At 50.3% G+C, this 19,505-nt stretch carries 17 protein-coding genes; 15 read left to right on the top strand and 2 right to left on the bottom strand.

All coding sequences use genetic code 11. The features are described from left to right. Positions 1-10: 10 nt before the first annotated feature. The gene (locus tag KI362_RS09705; protein WP_301626799.1) at positions 11-1,111 is read left to right on the top strand and encodes a Gfo/Idh/MocA family protein; all 1,101 of its coding nucleotides are present in this window, start codon (positions 11-13) and stop codon (positions 1,109-1,111) included. Between the two features lie 1,030 nt (positions 1,112-2,141). Here KI362_RS09705 and KI362_RS09700 read toward each other — a convergent pair. Next, the gene (locus KI362_RS09700) at positions 2,142-2,648 is read right to left on the bottom strand and encodes a hypothetical protein (RefSeq protein WP_044481188.1); all 507 of its coding nucleotides are present in this window, start codon (positions 2,646-2,648) and stop codon (positions 2,142-2,144) included. A gap of 253 nt (positions 2,649-2,901) precedes the next feature. Between KI362_RS09700 and KI362_RS09695 the strand changes: the two genes are divergently transcribed. The 3 genes from KI362_RS09695 (at position 2,902) to KI362_RS09685 (ending at position 5,096) form a co-directional block, all read left to right on the top strand. Beyond that, positions 2,902-3,825, top strand: coding sequence for a prenyltransferase (locus tag KI362_RS09695; RefSeq protein WP_301626796.1), 924 nt, complete (start codon positions 2,902-2,904; stop codon positions 3,823-3,825). 248 nt (positions 3,826-4,073) lie between these two features. Further along, the gene (locus KI362_RS09690) at positions 4,074-4,802 is read left to right on the top strand and encodes a DUF6081 family protein (protein ID WP_301626794.1); all 729 of its coding nucleotides are present in this window, start codon (positions 4,074-4,076) and stop codon (positions 4,800-4,802) included. A 111-nt stretch (positions 4,803-4,913) separates the two neighbouring features. Further along, entirely contained in the window at positions 4,914-5,096 is a 183-nt protein-coding gene (locus KI362_RS09685) for a hypothetical protein (RefSeq protein WP_044481184.1), read from the top strand. A gap of 102 nt (positions 5,097-5,198) precedes the next feature. Here the strand turns inward: KI362_RS09685 and KI362_RS09680 are convergent, their stop codons facing one another. Then, positions 5,199-5,327 (bottom strand): DUF4023 family protein, encoded by a 129-nt coding sequence (locus KI362_RS09680; protein WP_044481183.1) that lies wholly within the window; start codon positions 5,325-5,327, stop codon positions 5,199-5,201. 314 nt (positions 5,328-5,641) lie between these two features. Between KI362_RS09680 and KI362_RS09675 the strand changes: the two genes are divergently transcribed. The 11 genes from KI362_RS09675 to KI362_RS09625 all read left to right on the top strand — a co-directional run bounded on the left by KI362_RS09675 (position 5,642) and on the right by KI362_RS09625 (position 19,475). Then, the gene (locus tag KI362_RS09675) at positions 5,642-7,105 is read left to right on the top strand and encodes a catalase (protein ID WP_301626791.1); all 1,464 of its coding nucleotides are present in this window, start codon (positions 5,642-5,644) and stop codon (positions 7,103-7,105) included. Positions 7,106-7,252: 147 nt separating this feature from the next. Then, on the top strand, positions 7,253-8,056 hold the full coding sequence (locus tag KI362_RS09670; RefSeq protein ID WP_044481180.1) for an ABC transporter ATP-binding protein: 804 nt from the start codon (positions 7,253-7,255) through the stop codon (positions 8,054-8,056). 3 nt (positions 8,057-8,059) lie between these two features. After that, positions 8,060-9,724, top strand: a complete 1,665-nt coding sequence (locus KI362_RS09665; protein WP_301626789.1) for a hypothetical protein — start codon at positions 8,060-8,062, stop codon at positions 9,722-9,724. A 17-nt stretch (positions 9,725-9,741) separates the two neighbouring features. Then, entirely contained in the window at positions 9,742-10,122 is a 381-nt protein-coding gene (locus KI362_RS09660; RefSeq protein WP_301626787.1) for a nitrous oxide-stimulated promoter family protein, read from the top strand. A 273-nt stretch (positions 10,123-10,395) separates the two neighbouring features. Continuing rightward, the gene (locus KI362_RS09655; protein WP_301626835.1) at positions 10,396-11,802 is read left to right on the top strand and encodes a cytochrome ubiquinol oxidase subunit I; all 1,407 of its coding nucleotides are present in this window, start codon (positions 10,396-10,398) and stop codon (positions 11,800-11,802) included. Then, positions 11,789-12,805 carry a cytochrome d ubiquinol oxidase subunit II gene (gene cydB / locus KI362_RS09650; protein WP_301626785.1) on the top strand — a complete coding sequence of 339 codons (1,017 nt, stop codon included), beginning with the start codon at positions 11,789-11,791 and terminating at the stop codon, positions 12,803-12,805. The genes KI362_RS09655 and cydB overlap by 14 nt, the downstream gene beginning before the upstream one ends. Further along, complete coding sequence (gene cydD / locus KI362_RS09645) at positions 12,805-14,541, top strand: thiol reductant ABC exporter subunit CydD (RefSeq protein WP_301626783.1); 1,737 nt, start codon at positions 12,805-12,807, stop codon at positions 14,539-14,541. Before cydB ends, cydD begins: the two co-directional genes overlap by 1 nt. Further along, positions 14,538-16,325, top strand: coding sequence for a thiol reductant ABC exporter subunit CydC (gene cydC / locus KI362_RS09640; protein WP_301626781.1), 1,788 nt, complete (start codon positions 14,538-14,540; stop codon positions 16,323-16,325). The genes cydD and cydC overlap by 4 nt, the downstream gene beginning before the upstream one ends. A 343-nt stretch (positions 16,326-16,668) precedes the next feature. Then, positions 16,669-17,268, top strand: a complete 600-nt coding sequence (locus KI362_RS09635) for a hypothetical protein (protein ID WP_301626779.1) — start codon at positions 16,669-16,671, stop codon at positions 17,266-17,268. A gap of 39 nt (positions 17,269-17,307) precedes the next feature. After that, positions 17,308-17,781 (top strand): hypothetical protein, encoded by a 474-nt coding sequence (locus KI362_RS09630; RefSeq protein ID WP_301626777.1) that lies wholly within the window; start codon positions 17,308-17,310, stop codon positions 17,779-17,781. 35 nt (positions 17,782-17,816) lie between these two features. Beyond that, positions 17,817-19,475 (top strand): hypothetical protein, encoded by a 1,659-nt coding sequence (locus KI362_RS09625; RefSeq protein ID WP_301626775.1) that lies wholly within the window; start codon positions 17,817-17,819, stop codon positions 19,473-19,475. Positions 19,476-19,505 lie beyond the last annotated feature (30 nt).

Below are 19,505 nucleotides of genomic sequence, written 5' to 3'. Positions count from 1 at the left end.
GATGAGACGGATGCAGGAAGGGATAGCAGGAGGACAAGGAAAGCGCATCTTCGGGATTTTGGGAGGAGGCTGGCGCTCGGAATTTTACCTTAGGATTGCCAAGGCTTTACCTGAGCTGTTCGAGATTGGTGAAATGTGGATGCGGGATAGCCGGAAGGCCCGGGAAATGGAATTGAAATGGGGCGTAAAGGCTACCTCGGATCTGGAGGGCTTTCTATCGCGAAGAGCATTTGACTTTGCCGTGGTGTCTTTATCTCGCAGTGCGGCCCCGGAGTATATTATTCGGTTGTCGGAAGCCGGAATTCCTGTATTGACGGAGACGCCGCCTGCGGACAGCCTGGAGGGATTACGGTATTTATATCAGCGGACGCATTCCGGTCAGGGAATCCAGGTCGCGGAGCAGTTCATTCGCCAGCCCCTTCATGCGGCCCGGTTAGCTGTGGTGAAGTCGGGAAGGCTTGGCGGGGTATCGCATGTTCAGGTGTCTGCCGGACACGGCTATCATGGCATTAGTCTGATCCGCCACCTGCTCGGCGTCGGTTTCGAAGAGGCGGAAATATCCGGTGAGCAGTTGATCAGTCCAATTGTTCAAGGTCCGGGAAGAGCAGGGCTGCCAAGCGAGGAATTGCTGGTGGATTCGAGGCAGGATCTCGCTTTGCTGAAGTTTGGCGGCAAGAGCGCAGTCTATGACTTTTCCTATGACCAGTATTTCTCGGCAATCCGGCGAAATCGGGTTCTGATTCGAGGGTATCGAGGAGAACTGGAAGGGACGGAGATCCGTTACCTGAAGGATTACCGCACACCTGTAGCGACTCAAATGCAGCGCGTGGATGCCGGGCAAGCCGGGGATCTGGAGGGCTACTACCATAAAGGGATTCTGGCTGGCGGAGAATGGGTATATCAAAATCCATTTCCGGGTGCAAGGTTAAGTGACGAGGAGCTTGCCATGGCCTCATGCCTGCTGGATATGGCGGCCTATACTGCCGGAGGGCCTGCATTCTACAGTCTGGCGGAGGCCTGTCAGGATCAGTATCTTAGTCTGCTGATGGGCGAAGCTATCCGGAGCGGGCAGACCCTAATCTCCGAGCGGCAGGTTTGGGCGGAAGGGTAGTTTCTACGTTCCGGGGGGTAACGTGTGAAGGTTGCTTACGATCGCTGTTGTTTGCGGATTTCTTGGATTGAATAAAATCTGAAATTGTAGGAATCCGCTCACAAAGGCGAACGCTTACGAGCATATGCTCCCGAAGTAGCAGTGTTTCGCAGTATGACGGTGATCGGTCGTTCGCATGAAATATGAATCTTACGGGCATGCAGTGAAAAAAGTTACCTTAAATTCAGTGGAAATGCTAGAAATGCGGATATAGTGAAATTTTTGTACTTAAATTTGACTAAAACGTGGGTTTGGTTAGTTACTGGCGATCTAAGGTAAGTTTTTTTACTAAATGTGGGTTCGTGCGTCGAATGAAGATTTTAAGGGAAGTAATTTCATTAAATCGCGACCGGATGAGCATGAGCAGAAGAATGAGGTGCTCATATCGTCCTGTAGAGCGATTGAGGTTCGGAGCAAGACTGGAATGCCAGTGGGACAAGTTAATTTCGGAGGAAAACCTCCGTATGGCAGGACAGGCAAAGTTTCGGCGCAAGGCTGATGCATCGTGAGGCGGAGGCGCATCTTTAGGCACGGTAGGTATGACGTCGTGCATAAGCTACCGCGCAAGCTTCCACTCGCGCTTAGCCCAAGGCTGTGCATAGTCTCCTGCTTGTATGCCGCAAGGAGGTAAGTTAATAGCAGTGCAGTTATTGCAATGCAGCTTAGGCACATCCATGCGCAAACTTCATTGTAGTTAAACTGCAGAGGCGAAGTAGTTAGGGCATAAGTATGAAGGGTTGTGAAGTAAAAGCTTTCTGTAAGAAAGCTGCATCGGGAGCATAAGCTTGGGCGTTCGCCTTTGTTCGCGGATTTCTCCCTTGTTAGAACTTAGTCCAATCATAGAAATCCGCGAACAACAGCGATCATAGCAACCCTCCATACGTTGTCCCTCTAACTCGCCTCCGATGTTTAACTGTCCTATGCTATTGCACATTTTCCTTGGCAACGAATCTTGCATTCGCCCTCGAAGTCCATCTTCCGAACTCGCACTTTAAAACTTTCTCTTCTTCGGAGACAGCATCACACCGGCACCGATTGCGATTAATGCGATCGCAAGCAGCGGCTGGCCTAGAATGGTCTTGTTGTAGAGCGAGCCCAGGGAGAAGACGGCGAAGAACAATACCGATAATCCGCCAAGGATGTTGATCGGAATGAGCAGCCACTTATTCCGGTTTCCGAACCAGTAAAATTCAAACAGACCAACGGCAGGAGCAAGGAGGAAGCCTGGCCATAAATACTGCCAGCTGTCAAACAGCGTGGCAATCTGGCAGACGACACCGACAGTAAACAGGATCCCGCCGGGGATGAGCAGCCCGGTTGTTCTATGGTTGTTTAGCGAGAAGTACAGCCAGTGGAAGAACAAGCCTAGCGGAATAATGAACATCGTAGCCCAGAAGGTGCCGAATAAGGTTCCGGCATCGATGGCCTCTTTGCGGAAAAAGAATAGATAGATTCCCAGTAAAATCAATACCGGGCCGAGCCAATTTTTTCGGTGCATGGACATACTCCTTCACTCATGTAATGGATATAATACAGAATACTATATTCCAAGGCTGGATGCTTCCGTCTCCAGGGTAGATGATCGCTGGACTTTAGTCTAGGATTTGGGTGTAATTTACAGGCAACCTGGTTCAGGCCAGGAGCTGATGCCACCGGACAAAATTTACCCGTTCCATCACGGAGGAGTTCAGTTATAATTAGAGTGTGATATTTTTAACACTCTATTTTACGAAACGGGAGATGAACTCGGCTTGAATACATGGACAGACTTCAAGAAAGCATCCCGATTCCGGGTCATTCCGGTCATGCTGGTTCCTGTCTTTCTTGGCGCCCTTGGCGCATTTATGTGGAAGGGAGTGTTCCACCCCTGGCTATTCGTACTTACCTTGATCGGCTCGGCCTCTGCGCACTTATTCTCCAATATGATCAACGATTTGTGGGATTACCGCAGCGGAGCGGATAGCTTGGCCCAGGAGACGGCAGATGCCATCTCGACCAATTCAGGTTATTTGGCAGGGGGCAAAATGAGTGAGCGTGCATTTGCTCAGTTGGCCTGGTCCCTGTTTGGCCTGGGGATTCTAAGCGGTGTCATACTCAGCCTCTTTAGCGGCTGGATCGTCATGGTATTTGCCATTCTCGGCGGTTTGATCGCTTATTATTACGTTGCACCGCCGATCCGGTTCGGGTACCGGGGTAAGGGTTACGGCGAGGTGGCGATTCTGCTGTCCTTTGGAGTGCTTCCTGTTCTCGGCTCGTATTATGTGCAGACCGGGAGCCTAAGCTGGGAGGCTGCGCTGTTATCGATGCCTGTCGGGCTGCTCACAACCTTGCTCTTATTTAATCATCATTTTCTGCATTGGCAAGCGGATAAGCAGGCAGGGAAGAATACGCTGGTTGTCGTGTGGGGAGAACAGCGGGCACTGCGCTTCTCGAAATGGCTGCTCTTTCTCGCTTATGGCTTTCTGATCCTCTGCGCCGTGATCGGCTTGGTGCCATTGTATGCGTTGCTGGCGTTATTGACGGCGATTCCGCTTTACCGCATTTACGGGCGGCTCGGGGCGCATAATCCCTCTTCGGCTTATCTGCCGCTGATGGGAGCTTCTCTGCAAGCTTCTATCCGCTGCGGGCTTATCATGATGGCCGCATTGCTGGTTCAGGGCTTGATCCAACTGTAAGCTAGGGCACTTGTTTGAAGGTAGGACGGAATACTATATAAGTTGAACTAAATAACTGCACAGAAAAGGCATAAGTGTAAAGTGTTCTGTAGAAGCACAGCGTTCGCCTTTGTGAGCGGATTTCTACTCTATGATGAGTTAATTTAATCAAGAAATCCGCGAACAACAGCGATCGTAAGAACACTTTACACGTTGCCTCGCGTGTATAATCATTAGTTCAACTTATATAATTAGGAGGATTATCATACATGGAACAGGTAAAAGTATTCGGCGACTTTCATACGATTCTGAATGAGGGACAAGTCTGGAAAATAGGCGGTTTCCCGCTGCCGGACGGGAGCTTCTGGGAGTACCGCGAGCCGGAAGCTGTCGTTATTGTGCGCAACGGCATCCTGTATGTCCGGGCACCCTTGAGCCGCCAGCATCATCAGGTGCAAATTCTGGATAATGCCAAGCACATGTATTATTCGAATGAAGAGGTCGTCATTCCTGAGGAGGGCGAGGTCAGCTTCGAGCTTCAAATCCGCGCCCGGACACAAAATACCGCACCAGGGGATCTGTATGACGGCTATGTATCGCTGAATCTGCTTGATTTTTCAACCGGAGCCGCCTTGGACTTCTTTGCAGGCAATGATAAATACGCCAGTGTCTATGCGGTGCTTCAATTCCCGGGAGTCACTGTACCGGATACCGGAAAGACCAAATACTTCTGCGTGTTCAAAGAGGATACGGACTTCAAGCCGCGCGAGTTCAATACGTACAAAATTACGTACAACCGTGCATTAGACGAGGTTGTTTTCTATGTTAACGGCCAGGAGGTTCGTCGGGAGAGCGGTGTGCCGATCAAGTTCAATCGCTTCACCATTGCCCTTGGTATCATGACGGAGAAGGATATTTCGCCGGAGGGCAGTGTTTCGGTTCATGGCCAGGTGGTTACTGCTGAATGGTCGCCGGTGACGGTAACGATCAAGGAGTAGGGAGCACAGCTTGGTGCTTCCCCCCTCGTCCCTCAATACCGGCGCATAAAATCTTTCCGTCTGTCACAGCCTATTGCTTGAATGCAGACATTCATGGCAGGAGGGTGCAAAATGGGAAAGCGCGATAAGCAGAGCCGCCGGGACGGAAATGGCAGCAGCAACGGCCAGAATGCTCCGTCAGGAAACGGCGGAGAGGGCCGGGCAGGCCGGCTGAGCCAAATCAAGAATCATAAAGGACCCGGCGATGAGGTTCTCAATGAATTCATCTCCGGCGAGGATCTTTACGATCACTAGCTCGCAGTGGCGGGATCAACGCGAAGGGCTGCTCCTATCCAATGGAGCAGCCCTTCGCGTTGATCGGTATCGGTAAGCTATGCCAAAGTAGAACGAAAAAGTTTACTTTTTGGTTCCGTGCTGCTTATTCGGCAATTGGCTGGAAGGGGTGCCCTTGCCCTGCTTGCGGTTCTTGGCATCCTTGTCCTGCTTGTCGTGCACCTTCTCCACGAAATCATGCAGATTGTCCATTGTCGAGGCTTCCTCCTTGTCGGCGAGTTAAGTCGTTCTTAAGGATACAACTATTACTATGCGTAGGTGCATATCAATTCATGCGAATTAAACGCTTATACATCAAAATCCTTCCCGGTGAAGCAGTGACGGCTGCTTGCTCCGGGAGGGATTTTTTTGCGTTCTCCACACATGAAAATGAATGCCGCGCTGTCACGCAATCCTTCACCCTTCCCTCATGCAAGCTTCATGAAGCAGCGTAGCAGGGGATGCTACAATAGGAACATAATTTAGATCAAGTCTAAGTATAATATTAACCGGAGGGTGATGAATAGATGAATAACAGAATGACCACAAACCAAGGAGCACCAGTAGGAGATAATCAAAATTCCCGGACGGCGGGACAAGGCGGTCCGACTCTGCTGGAGGATTATCATCTGCTGGAGAAGCTGGCCCACTTTGACCGTGAGCGGATTCCTGAGCGGGTTGTGCATGCTCGCGGAGCAGGAGCGCATGGGGTGTTCGTAGCCGAGCGCAGTATGTCCGAGTTTACAAAGGCGCAGTTCCTGCAGGAAGCAGGTCGTGAGACGCCGGTATTTGTCCGCTTCTCGACGGTCATCCACGGGCAGGGTTCCCCGGAGACGGCTCGGGATCCTAGGGGCTTTGCTGTTAAGTTCTACACTGAGGAAGGCAACTATGATCTCGTAGGCAACCATTTGCCCGTGTTCTTTATCCGGGACGCGATCAAGTTCCCTGATATGGTGCACTCGCTCAAGCCTTCCCCGGACACGAATATTCAGGACCCGGCGCGGTATTGGGACTTCATGACGCTGAGCCCCGAGTCGACGCATATGATGACCTGGCTGATGTCGAACAACGGAACACCGGCGAATTACCGGCAAATGGACGGCTTTGGTGTGCATGCCTTCAAGTGGATTAATGCGGAAGGGAAGATCGTCTACGTAAAATACACCTGGAAATCCAAACAGGGGGTTCGCAATCTGACCGCGGAGGAAGTCCGCGAGGTCCAAGGCGGTGATTTCAACCATGCGACGCGTGATTTATACGACCACATCGCACAGGGTGATTTTCCACAGTGGGAGCTGAATGTACAGCTGCTGCCTGTAGAGGACCTGGATCTGTGGAGCTTTGATCCGCTTGATCCAACGAAGGTGTGGCCGGAGAGCCATTATCCGCTTATCCCTGTGGGCACGATGACGTTGAACCGGAACCCGGACAATTTCTTCGCGGAGGTAGAGCAGGCGGCATTTTCGCCAAGTGCGCTGGTGCCGGGCATCGAACCATCCGAAGATAAGCTGCTGCAGGGCCGCCTGTTCTCCTATCCGGATACGCAGCGTTATCGTCTGGGAGCCAACTATTTGCAGATCCCAGTCAACTGTCCATATGCGCCGGTTCGTAACCACCAACGGGACGGATTGATGAATGTGAAGCAGGACCCTTCGCCGGTGAATTATGAGCCTAACAGTCTGGAGAGCAGCCCGAAGGAAGACCCGAGCTATAACGACAGCGCGGTTCCGGTAAACGGGATGATCGGGAGAGCGAAGATTGCGAAGACCGATGATTTTACCCAGGCCGGCGAGCTCTACCGAAGCTTTACCGAGGAGGAGCGCAATCATCTGATTGCGAATATGCTTAATGATCTGAGGCAAACCAATGAACAGATCCAGCTTCGTGCGATCTGCAATTTCTTCCGTGCCGACACCGAATACGGTATGCGGCTCGCCCAAGGGCTTGGCGTTGATATTTCCTCCTTCATTCCGCAGCCGCCCCAGCCATAATATTATGTTCGAAGAACCGGTCTTTCCAAGATCGGTTCTTTTTTTGTTCGTAATGTGATAGGAATCCGTGCTTTTTTACTGTTATTCCTTCATAATAAAGGTTTAGATAAATATGGAAACTCACTTATGCGGAAAGGGTGGAGAAGAATGACTTATCGGTTCGACGGTGAAGGCTCGGAGCCCGTCATCAGGATCCGCGATTTGCGGATGAGGTTCGGAGAACGATATGTGCTGAACGGTATTGATTTTGATGCTTATCCCGGACAAATTATCGGTTATATCGGGCCTAATGGAGCCGGCAAGAGCACGACGGTAAAGATCATGCTCGGACTGGTGGAAGGCTATTCGGGAGAAGTGCGGGTATGCGGGGCGAATCCTGTTGACGGCGATACGGAGTACAAAAGACGCATCGGTTATGTGCCGGAAACCGCGGATATCTACGATACGCTGACCGCCCGCGAATATTTGACGTTTATCGGAGAGCTTTACGGCCTGTCCATGGAGACTGCCGAAAGCAAGGCGCGGCGCATGATGGAACAGCTCGGGCTGAAAGATGCGGCGAATGCCCGGCTTTCTACCTTTTCCAAAGGGATGAAGCAGAAGGTACTGATCATTTCGAGCCTGCTGCATAATCCCGATATTCTGTTCCTGGACGAACCGCTCAGCGGACTTGATGCGAACAGCGTAATGGTCGTCAAAGAGCTGCTGGCCCTCCTGGCTGCACAAGGGAAGACCATATTCTATTCCTCGCATATTATGGAGGTCGTCGAGAAAATCAGCCATCGGATCATTTTGCTGGACGGCGGGAGAATTGCTGCTGACGGGAGCTTTGAAGAGCTGAAGGGACAGAATTTGCAGGGCTCGCTTGAGCAGATCTTTAATCAGATTACGGGATTTAATGAACACCATGAGATCGCCGAACGATTCGTATCGATTGTGCAAGAGGTGTAGCAAATGAAGGAAATAAAATTTTTGAAGATTCTGGATCGTTTTGGGGGCCTGCTGGAGAAGCTGGACATCGATTATCCCGTGATGCGGCGTATTTTGCAGACCAAGCTGTTGATGGACGGAAGAAGGGCGCCGACCATTGTCGGCAAATCCGGAAGAAACCAACGGGACCGACATGCCAAAGATGGCGATCCGGATAGAAATCAGTTCTTTGGCTCGTTGTGGCTCTATTTGATTTTTGGAGGATTTACCTGCTTATTTGTTCTGAACGGTGACAATTATATTTTTCAAATGAGCTTTGTGTTCGGGATTTTAATGTTTATGATTATGACCTCGCTCATCTCGGATTTTTCTTCGGTGCTGCTGGATGTCCGGGACCGAAGCATTCTACAGACCAAGCCGGTGAACCGTAGAACAATCGCGATGGCGAAGGCGCTGCATATTTTCTACTATTTGTTTTTTCTAACGGGCGCGCTGGCCGTCATTCCGCTTGGTGTTGGACTGTTCCGTCACGGGTGGGGCTTCTTTCTGATCTTTGCAGTGGAGCTTGTGCTGATGGATCTGTTGATCATTGCGCTGACAGCGATGCTGTATCTGCTTGTGCTCCGTTTGCTTGACGGCGAGCGCTTGAAGGATCTGATCAACTACGTGCAGATTGGACTTACGATCGGTATCGCCCTTGGGTATCAGCTATTAATCCGGGTATTTGATTTTATAGATCTGCAGGCGGTAATTCAATTTAAGTGGTGGCATTTCCTGATTCCGCCGATTTGGTTCGGAGCTCCTTACGAGATGCTGCTTCAAGGGGACTACCGTACCGAGATCGCAGTTGCTTCAGGCCTTGCTGTGCTGGTTCCTGTCATTGCGGGGGTTATCTATCTCTTGATGATGCCATCCATGGAGAAGAATTTGCAGAAGCTGGCCGGCCCGGGCGCCAGTCAAAGAGAAGGGGCGGGAAGATGGGTAAACAGACTCGCACGGGTGCTATGTCCGGAAGGGCAAGAGCGGGCTTTCTTTCACTTTGCCTGGAGGATGATGGCCCGCGAACGGGAATTCAAGCTGAAGGTATACCCAAATCTCGGCTTTTCGCTGATCTTTCCCCCGATCCTATTGTTTACGATGGGAATGCAGGACGGATGGGCAAGCCTGCGGGGGACCCAGCTCCATCTCTTCATCTATGGCTGTGCCCTGTTAATGCCGAGTCTCGTCTGGATGCTGCGGTATTCAAGCAACTATAAAGCCTCATGGATTTATCGCACGGCACCGGTCAGCAGTTCCATTCCGATTCAGCGGGGAACGCTGACCGCTGCGGTCGTACGGTTATTGTTGCCGGTCTATGCGCTTGAGGCCGTCGGCTTTATGGTGCTGTTCGGCGCAGAAATCATTCCTGATCTGCTTGCGGCGGGCCTTGGACTTCTTGCCTACGCTGTGATCTGTTTTGCAGTTGTGGACAACAAGAGTACTTATCCGTTTTCGGAAAGGTTTGAAGCGGCGCAAACGGGTTTAAGCTTAAAGATGATAGGTCTGATGCTGATGCTTGCGGTATTTAGCCTGCTCCATTATATCGCCGCTCAGTTTAGCTTTGGTGTATTGATTTATATTGCGCTATTGCTTGCAGCCAACTGGTTCTTGTGGCTGCGGGGATTCGGCAGTCCGAAGCTGACAGGATAAGCGGACGGAGGTCAAACATGAATATGACAGAACAGCGGGCGTCTGGCCGGTCCAGCGGACGGAACGAACGAATCGATGGTCCCAGAATCCGGCGGGAGAAGACGACCGTGAGGCACATGATATCCATGTATTGCAAAATCAAGCATCCGTCAGCGGGCATGGACAACGAGCTATGCCCAGAATGCCGGAAGCTGGCCGATTATGCCTTGAACCGCCTGACGTACTGCCGGTTTGGGGAGGACAAGTCCTCCTGCCGAAATTGTGAAGTACATTGTTATGCTCCTGATTATCAGCAGCGCATTCGCGAGGTGATGCGCTTTGCCGGTATGCGGATGCTGTGGAGACATCCCTGGCTGACTCTTCGGCACATGGCGGATGAACGGCAAGGCAGGAAGTGAATTTATGGAATTGTTCAAAAAGTCGTCTTTGAGGAAAGGTCTGTAAAGCCGGCTTTTTGAACATCTACTTATGGTCACAAATCTTTCAAAGATGGCGCGCAGTGAGAAAACCGCGGCAGATCAAGGAATTCTCTCAGATGTTCACGAATGTGACATTTATCATGTGATTCTTGTCACAAAATTATTACTTTTAAGCCGTTCATTTTCATTTTGCCGTGATAGAATTCACATTAGTTAAGAATTAATATCGAGAGAAGAAAGAGGGAGTAAATGATGGATCCGTTGATTCTGGCGCGGCTTCAATTTGCAGCGACAACGATTTTCCACTACTTTTTTGTCCCGCTGAGTATCGGTCTCGTTGTGTTGATCGCAATTATGGAGACGCTGTATGTGGTAAAGGGTAAAGAAGAATACAAGAAGATGACCAAATTCTGGGGCAAGCTGTTTTTGATCAACTTTGCCGTAGGGGTTGTCACAGGAATTATCCAGGAGTTCCAGTTCGGGATGAACTGGTCGGATTATTCGCGGTTTGTGGGTGATGTGTTCGGTGCGCCGCTCGCAATAGAGGCCCTGTTTGCCTTCTTTATGGAATCTACCTTTATCGGCCTGTGGATTTTTGGATGGGACCGCTTATCGAAGAAAGTACACTTGCTGTGCATTTGGCTGGTAGCTCTTGGAACGACGATGTCGGCGTTCTGGATCCTGGCTGCTAACTCGTTCATGCAGCGTCCGGTGGGCTTTACGATTAATAACGGGCGGGCGGAAATGAATGACTTCTTCGCCTTGATCACAAATGGACAGCTTTTGGTGGAATTTCCCCATACGATATTCGCCGCATTTGCGACCGGGGCCTTTATGATCACGGGGATCAGCGCCTACAAGATGCTTCGCAAGCAAGACGTGGAGTTCTTTAAAAAATCGTTCATTATTGCGGTAATTATGGGCCTCGTGTCCTCTTTAGGTACGGCACTGGCCGGCCATAGTCAGGCGCAGTATCTGGTTGAGACACAGCCGATGAAGATGGCTGCCTCCGAAGGCTTGTGGGGTGAGAGCGGCGACCCTGCTCCTTGGACGGTTTATGCCCATATTGATACGGAGGATCAGAGTAATAGCTTTGAAATAAAGGTCCCTTATCTGCTGAGCTTCTTGTCCTATAGTAAATTCAATGGCGAAATCAAAGGGATGCTTGAGCTTCAGAAGGAATATGAGCAGACCTACGGTCCCGGTGATTATATTCCTCCGGTCAAAACGACGTTCTGGAGCTTCCGGATCATGGTTGCCGCGGGAAGTCTGATGATCCTGCTTACCCTGTACGGCTGCTATCTGGCATGGCGGAAGAAGCTGGATCGTTCGAACACCTGGTTCTACCGTGCGATGCTGTGGAGCATATCGCTTCCGTTTATCGCCAATACGGCAGGCTGGATTATGACTGAAATCGGGCGTCAACCATGGACGGTATTCGGCTTGATGCAGACGAAGGACAGTATTTCGCCTAGCGTTACCCCCGGACAGATCTTGTTCTCGCTGATTTCATTTTCTACCATTTACACGGCTCTGGGCATCGTCATGGTGTTCCTGTTCCTGAAGGTTATCAAAAAGGGGCCGAATGCCGTTGACGTAGATCATGATGACCATGGCAGCGATCCATATGCGAAGGAGGGATACCATGCTATCTCTTAATGAGCTCTGGTTTGTACTGGTAGCCGTATTGTTTATCGGATTTTTCTTTCTGGAAGGGTTCGATTTCGGGATTGGCATGAGTACGAAGTTTCTGGCAAAAAATGATACGGAAAAGCGTGTCCTGATCAATTCCATCGGACCTTTCTGGGATGCGAATGAGGTGTGGCTGCTGACGGCAGGCGGCGCGATGTTCGCGGCGTTCCCGAACTGGTACGCCACGATGTTCAGCGGCTACTATACTCCGTTGGTCGTATTGCTGCTTGTGCTGATCGGACGCGGGGTTGCCTTTGAATTCCGCGGCAAGGTATTGCATCAAAAATGGAAGGGCACATGGGACATTGCTATTTTCATCGGCAGCATTATTCCTCCCTTCCTGCTCGGTGTCGTCTTCTCCGGTCTGCTCAAGGGACTTCCGATTGACGGCGAGATGGAATTGAAGGCCGGCCTGTTCGATATGGTTAATCTGTACACCTTGGTTGGCGGGATTACAGTGGTTGTGCTCTGCCTCGTACACGGCTTGCTGTTCGCTACACTGCGCACTACAGGCAGTCTGCAGGAACGGGCGCGGAAGCTTGCGCATAAGCTCCTGATTCCACTTGCGGCATTGTTTGTCCTGTTCGCGGTAATGACTTACTTCCAGACGGATATTTTCAAAGTACGCGGTTTGATTCTTGGCATCATGGCGGTAATAGGGGTTATATGCTTCCTGCTTGCAGGCAGATTCATGCAAGTGAAGCGCGATGGCTGGGCGTTCGGCATGACCGGCGGATTAATCGCCTTGGCGATCTCCGGCGTCTTCGTGGGACTGTTCCCGCGGGTTATGGTGAGCTCCATTAATGAAGCCTTCTCGCTGACAATTCATAATGCGGCATCCGGGAGCTATTCCCTGAAGGTGATGACCATTGTGGCACTGACCTTGCTGCCGTTCGTTTTGGGCTACCAGATTTGGAGTTACTTTGTCTTCCATAAACGGGTTCACGAAAAGGAGCATTTGGAGTACTAATGGGTCGTGGATTAATGAAATACAAGGGGATCATCCCGGTGATGGGAATTCTGGCCGGACTGACCTTGATTCAGACGATAGCCATACTTATGCAGGCAAAATGGCTGGCGGAGGTGATCTCCGCCCTGTTTGCCGGCGGCAAGCTGCAGGAACAGGCCGGCGGAGTCGGTCTGTTCCTGCTTGCTTTTGGGCTGCGCCAATGCAGCGGTCTGCTCATGCAGAGAACAGCGGCTCGGTTCGCAGAGCGCACGGGCCTGTCTCTTCGGAAGCAGATGCTGTCCCGGCTGTTCGAATTAGGCCCGCGCTATGCGGGTAAAGAAGGGACGGGCAATCTGGTTACGCTTGTTCTGGAGGGCGTCACGAAGTTCCGTACTTATCTGGAGCTGTTCCTGCCCCGGATGCTGGCGACCGGCATCACGCCGGCCCTGGTGTGGATCTATGTGTTCATGCTGAACAAGAATTCCGCGGTCATTCTCTTGCTGACGTTTCCGATCATCATTGTCTTTATGATTCTGATTGGAATGACCGCGCAGCGCCATACGCTGCGACAATTAAAAACCTACAAGCAGCTCTCTAATCATTTTGTAGATTCCCTGCGCGGTCTGGAGACCTTGAAGTTTCTCGGCCGGAGCAAGCAGCATATTTTGTCCATCGAGAAGGTCAGTGATTCTTACCGGTCGGCAACAATGAAGACATTGAGAGTAGCGTTCCTGTCTTCCTTCGCACTGGACTTCTTCACCATGCTGTCGGTGGCCTCGGTGGCCGTCAGTCTTGGACTGCCTCTGATCAAGGGAGACATTGAATTGCTCCCGGCCTTGACCGTACTGATCCTGGCCCCAGAATTTTTCTTGCCGGTACGTATGGTTGGTGCAGACTATCATGCCACACTGGATGGGAAGGAAGCCGGAGAATCCATGGAGAAGATCATCTCCGCAGCAGAGGAAGAGGCTGCAAAGGCAGCTCCGATTCCAGCGAACGTCTCTTGGACATGGACAGAAAAGAGTGCCTTGCAGCTGCGGGGTGTGGGTGTTCAGTATGAACAGGAAGGCCGGGCTTCACTGGATGCGGTAGACTTGACGCTGAAAGGATTAACCAAGGTCGGCATTATTGGCGAAAGTGGGGCGGGTAAATCCACGCTGGCCGATGTGCTTGGCGGATTCCTGCGTCCGACATCCGGCAGTATCGAGTTGAATGGAAGCTCGCTAGGCGATCTTTCCGCTGCGTCTTGGCGGGAGCAAATCACCTATATCCCGCAGAAGCCGTATATATTCAGCGGGTCGCTTGCGGATAATATCCGCTTCAATAAGCCGTCTGCCTCCCTGGATGACGTACGCAGCGCTGCAGAGGCAGCTGGGTTGGGAGGGCTTGTCTCCGGACTGCCGAACGGGCTGGATGAAATGATCGGCGGCGGTGGACGCCCGCTCAGCGGCGGGCAGGAGCAGCGGGTCGCGTTGGCCCGGGCGCTGCTAAGCGACCGGTCGATCATTGTACTCGACGAACCTACCGCCCATCTTGATATCGAGACAGAATATGAGCTGAAGGAGACGATGCTGCCGCTGTTTGAGGACAAGCTGGTCATCATGGCGACCCACCGGCTTCATTGGATGCAGAACATGGATGTGATCGTGGTCATGGATCAAGGGCGGATCGTTGAAATGGGGACGCATGAAGAATTGATTGCGGCCCGTGGAGCATATTATGCATTGGCCAGCTGGCAGAAGGAGGACAGCCGATGAGACGGGATCCGTGGATCGCACCTTATTTTAAAATTTATACCGGCCGCTTCGCGCTGTATCTCATTCTTGGCGTGCTTACCCTGCTGGCAGCATCCATGCTGATGTTTACCTCCGGGTTCCTGATTTCCAAGTCGGCAACCATGCCTTATAATATTTTGCTCGTCTATGTTCCGATTGTAGGAGTCCGCACCTTCGGGATTGGCCGTTCGGTTATTCATTATGTGGAACGGCTGGTCGGACACGATACCGTTCTCCGCATTTTATCCAAGATGAGGGTCCGTCTGTACCGGATGCTGGAGCCGCAGGCATTGCTCATCCGCTCCCGATACCGGACCGGAGATATTCTGGGCGCGTTGGCAGATGATATTGAGCAATTGCAGAACGTCTATATCCGCACGGTATTCCCAAGCCTGGTCGCCATTGTGCTTTATGCGGCCGCGATTATCTTGCTCGGATTGTTTGATCTTCCGTTTGCGCTGCTGATGGCCGCCTATATCTTTATTCTTGTGGCGGTCCTGCCCTATATTTCACTTAAGCTCACCCGGAGTCTGGATAAGGCAGTGAAGGAGGAGCGCAACGGCCTGTACAGCAAGCTTACCGATGCCGTGATGGGGATTGGCGATTGGGTGATTAGCGGCCGTCCTGCCGACTTTCTGAGCGAATACGAGCAGGATGAGGCAGCGGTTACCCGTAAGGAGCGGAAGCTTAAGGCATGGAGCCGCGCCCGTGCCCTGATCGGTCAAATGGTCATTGCGCTTGCGGTCATCTCCATGATTTATTGGACAGGCGGAGAGGTCGCCGCCGGTGAATTGGATCGAGTGATGATCGCGGCCTTTGTGCTCGTCGTCTTTCCGTTGTCCGATGCCTTTCTGCCCGTATCGGAGGCTGTGCAGCGGCTGCCGGAATATCAGGTATCGCTGGCGCGATTGGAACGGATCTCCGGCACAAGCCCGAATGGAGCAGCCGCCGAAGAAGCAGCTTCCTCCATTTCTGCCGGGATTAGCGAGGAGGAGATTCGGAGCGCTTCGCAAAGCGCCCATCTGAGATTGGCGGAGGTGCGCTTCGCCTACGATGCGGGCATGGGCCTGGAAGGAGACGGGGCCTATTCCGTCGACGGCGTATCCCTGGACATCCCCCAAGGCAAACGGGTGATGATCATCGGGCGCAGCGGAGCTGGCAAGTCGACGCTGCTGAAGCTGATCCAGGGTGCCTTAACCCCCTCCGGGGGCAAGGTCACCATCAATGGCATTCCGGCTGCGGCCTATGGCGACGCCGGAATGCCCCGGGTCATCTCCGTGCTGAACCAGTCCCCGCATTTGTTCGACACGACGGTGGCGAACAATATTCGGCTGGGACGGAACGATGCGGAGATGACGGAGATTGCGCGCGCAGCGGAGCAGGCACAGCTTGCGGAGCTGATCGCGGGTCTCCCGCAGGGGCTGGATACGCCGATGCGGGAGACCGGGCAGCGCTTCTCCGGCGGAGAGCGGCAGCGCGTCGCCCTGGCGCGCGTTCTGCTGCAGAATACGCCGGTGCTGGTGCTGGACGAGCCGACCGTCGGGCTCGACCCGAGAACCGAGCGTGAGCTGCTGTCGACGATCTTCGATGCGACCGCAGGCAAGACGCTCGTCTGGGTCACGCACCATCTGGCCTTTGCCGAGCAGATGGATGAGGTTATCTTCATGGAGCATGGGAGAATTCTGATGCGGGGAACACATGCCGAACTGATGGCGCGTGAGTCGAGATACCGCAATTTATATGAGCTGGATCAACCTGTGATATAAGAACCTCATTTATCAGAGATGAAATAATATTTTTCGAAAAACGAGATTATTCATTCTGTTCGCCCAGCCCTGCCGATAATTCAACCGGCAGGGCAATTTCAATTTCTCTGGCGAGCCGTGTCTTTTCGCTTTCTCGCTTCTCACAACAGCCTTCCACAAAACGGCTCGGTTCTCATACCCGGTGGGGTATTGTGAGCAATAAAATCTCCGTATGGACAATGGCGCAATGGTAGATGGGGGTTTCTTCTTATTCCGTCCACATTGACCTGAGTGATCTATTTACTATGCTCCGTGCGAGTTATTTGTCAGAATAATAAAAAAAGTGGAGAGAAGGAGAAAATTAATGAAAAAGGGAAACACAGGAAATCGTCGATTTCATCTGGTATTTTTAATCATGGCTATGGTAATTTTTGCGTCAGTATTCAGCGGCTGTGCAAGCAAACCGGATCTATCAAAGAAAAAAGGTGCTTATGTAGTAACTATTGACGGAGTTGAAATTTCTCCAAGAAAGTCAACTGTAAAAGACCTGACAAATAGCGGCTTTCAGGTTGCTGTAAGAGAGGGGGATGGCGATGAAGCCCAATACTTTGAGCTCGATTCTTCTATGAGGCTTGCCGCAAACACCTCGTATTATGGAAACTATCTTTTTAAAAACGATGTGTTGATTGCCCATCTAACACTTACAGGCTACACAGGCGTAAAGTCAGCCACTGTCGCTGATATCGAAAGCATTTCTGTCGATGTTGCTGATATTGAAGGATTTAATGTACTGATTGAAGGCGTTCCTGCTTCGGAAGTAACAGTCGAAAATGTAGAAGAAAAGTTTCCAGGGATAAAACCGTCTGGCGATAATTTTGAGCTCCAAAATGAAGATAAATACAGAATTCTGGTATCTGTAAAAGACGGAAAGATTGAAGGATTTACCTGCAATTATTTAGACTGACAAATAATATGTTCGATGCAATACAATCAGGAGAACTGAATGAATATTAAAGAAACACAAATCTGTAACAACGATGACGATGCAGTCGAGCAAACATATAAATTGTGGGAAAATACGTTAAAAAAGCTATTTTTAAGTGGGGCAGCGACGGTTGCCCCGATGATTTTAGTCGGAGTTCCGCTGTTAATATACCTCTTTACACACGATGACATAACAGACATAGACCATTTAATGTCTGATTTCTTTAATGTGTCACCGCTTGTCCCACTATTGTTTCTTGGCCTGGAGACCGCTTGGGTTTTATGGGGTATTATTACAATCAACAAGCTAAATCGAACTGACCTGCATATTTTGGATATGGTTCGACCTTATAAAGCGCCTGCGAACAACAATAGGAGAAAGCAGAAATCTTACCGGCGAGTGCTCCTTGAAATACTACCCGCCATTAGTGTTTGGAATTATATGTTCTTATTTATTTGGCTGATCGGAACGATTTATGGTGAAAGCTTTTAACCGATGAATTTAATTTCGATGAAAGAGAGAATTCTATGATACCTAGGTTAAAACAAACGGTTATTATGACCATAGCTTTTGCGGTAATCGCAATCATTTGTCTGGCAAGCGGGGGTTCACAAGCACTTTCATTGTTAAGCGGGCCAACCCCGTATCAAGAGCTTGAGAAGAGGCTGTTCACAGAAGACAATAATTTAGAGTTAATGGCAACCTACACCTCTGTAGAGATTGACAATCTGTATGGCCCATATGATAGGAAGGTGAACTATACAACTTCAACCAACCGCTATGGTATAGAGACTACCACCAAATCCGAGGCGTTAAGTTACCTGTTCAGACTTCCAGATAGTGACAGACTTTTTCAAATTGATGCGTATAATATCCCTACAAAAGAAAAGCTGGGTGAATTTGCAAAGGCTTATGAGGAATACACCAGCGGAAAAATTTCAGAAAAGCCAGAACCAATTGAAATTACCGGCTCATTCCATCATGCTGGAAATAAATCTTCAATAGAATCTGTCATTTTTGATGTTATGCCGATCCCTGAGGAGGGTTTGGTATTATCTGACGAATTGCTCAGAGAAGCAATGAAGCTTAAGGGTGTAAATGTTGATGCCCTATCTAAAACTCAAATAGAGCAAGCGGCATCCTCATACCTTGAAGACTACAAATATCCGCACGAGCAACAGCTTACCAGAATAGTTGCCTTGGATTATGCTTTTGTTGCTGATCGTCTGGATTCCGAGCCTTTTATGACATATTACGTCATCTTTTTAGGGTTTATCTTAATGTGCGTCGCAATTGCTATTGTCTGGATCAGTTATAGCAGGTGGAAAAAGTCTTGTGAAGCACAAAGCCTTTCTCTCGAAAATAACCATGCTAAAGATGACATAAACCGCAGTGCTGAAGACTATGTATCGGGTAGAAGCAGGTTTATTACAAGCGAAGCACAGCGTATTTTTGAAAATAGGAAAAAAGAAAATAAAACGAATAATACAATGATAATTTTTGGCGCAATATTGATAGTCATAGGTATAGCTATGGTCATTATCGGGGTTGAAATACTCAGCGGAGTGCTCATTTTTATGGGACTTTTAGTGGCAGTAACTGCACTTATTAGAAGCAAGAAGATTAAGCCGGATTTATTGCTGATCGAGCAGGAGCTTTACATGGATTTGATGATTCAAGACATGACTTATGAAAAGCTTGATGAAGAAATGGTTCAATATAATGTAGCCAACGATGACAAGTCATACAGCATCACCGAAAATTTCGTCATAGAACGCGGCGCTTTGGGCACAACAGTGGTGAATTTGAACCGCGTACTTTGGGCCGGTGGAATCTTCCTTGCACAAAATGCGAAAAACACTGAAAAAGGCGCTATGCTTTATGACGGAGTTGGCGACGTGAATGAGAAGACAAAGGAAGGCTATTCGAGAGTGCGTTCTCAGTATATGGTGAGTTATTACGGGGTGACCGGAGAACCGCTTTACGACCGTAGAAATAAAGAGCTTAAGACGATTACGGGTGACGAAAGGTCAACTAAAATCCTGCTTCAAGAGCTTCACGAAACCCATCCTTGGATATTCATGGGTCGCGAGCAAATGAAATATTTGAATAATGATAAACGACCAGAGGCTGCTGAAATATGGAAGAAAAAGCGCTGTGAATATGCAATAACACATAACACATAAAAAAGCTGTCCCCACAACAGCTTTTTTATA

Origin of the sequence: Paenibacillus apis (assembly GCF_018333295.1) — a bacterium.
Taxonomy (GTDB): Bacteria; Bacillota; Bacilli; order Paenibacillales; family Paenibacillaceae; genus Fontibacillus; species Fontibacillus antibioticophila.
This window is presented reverse-complemented; position numbering and strand designations above follow the sequence as displayed.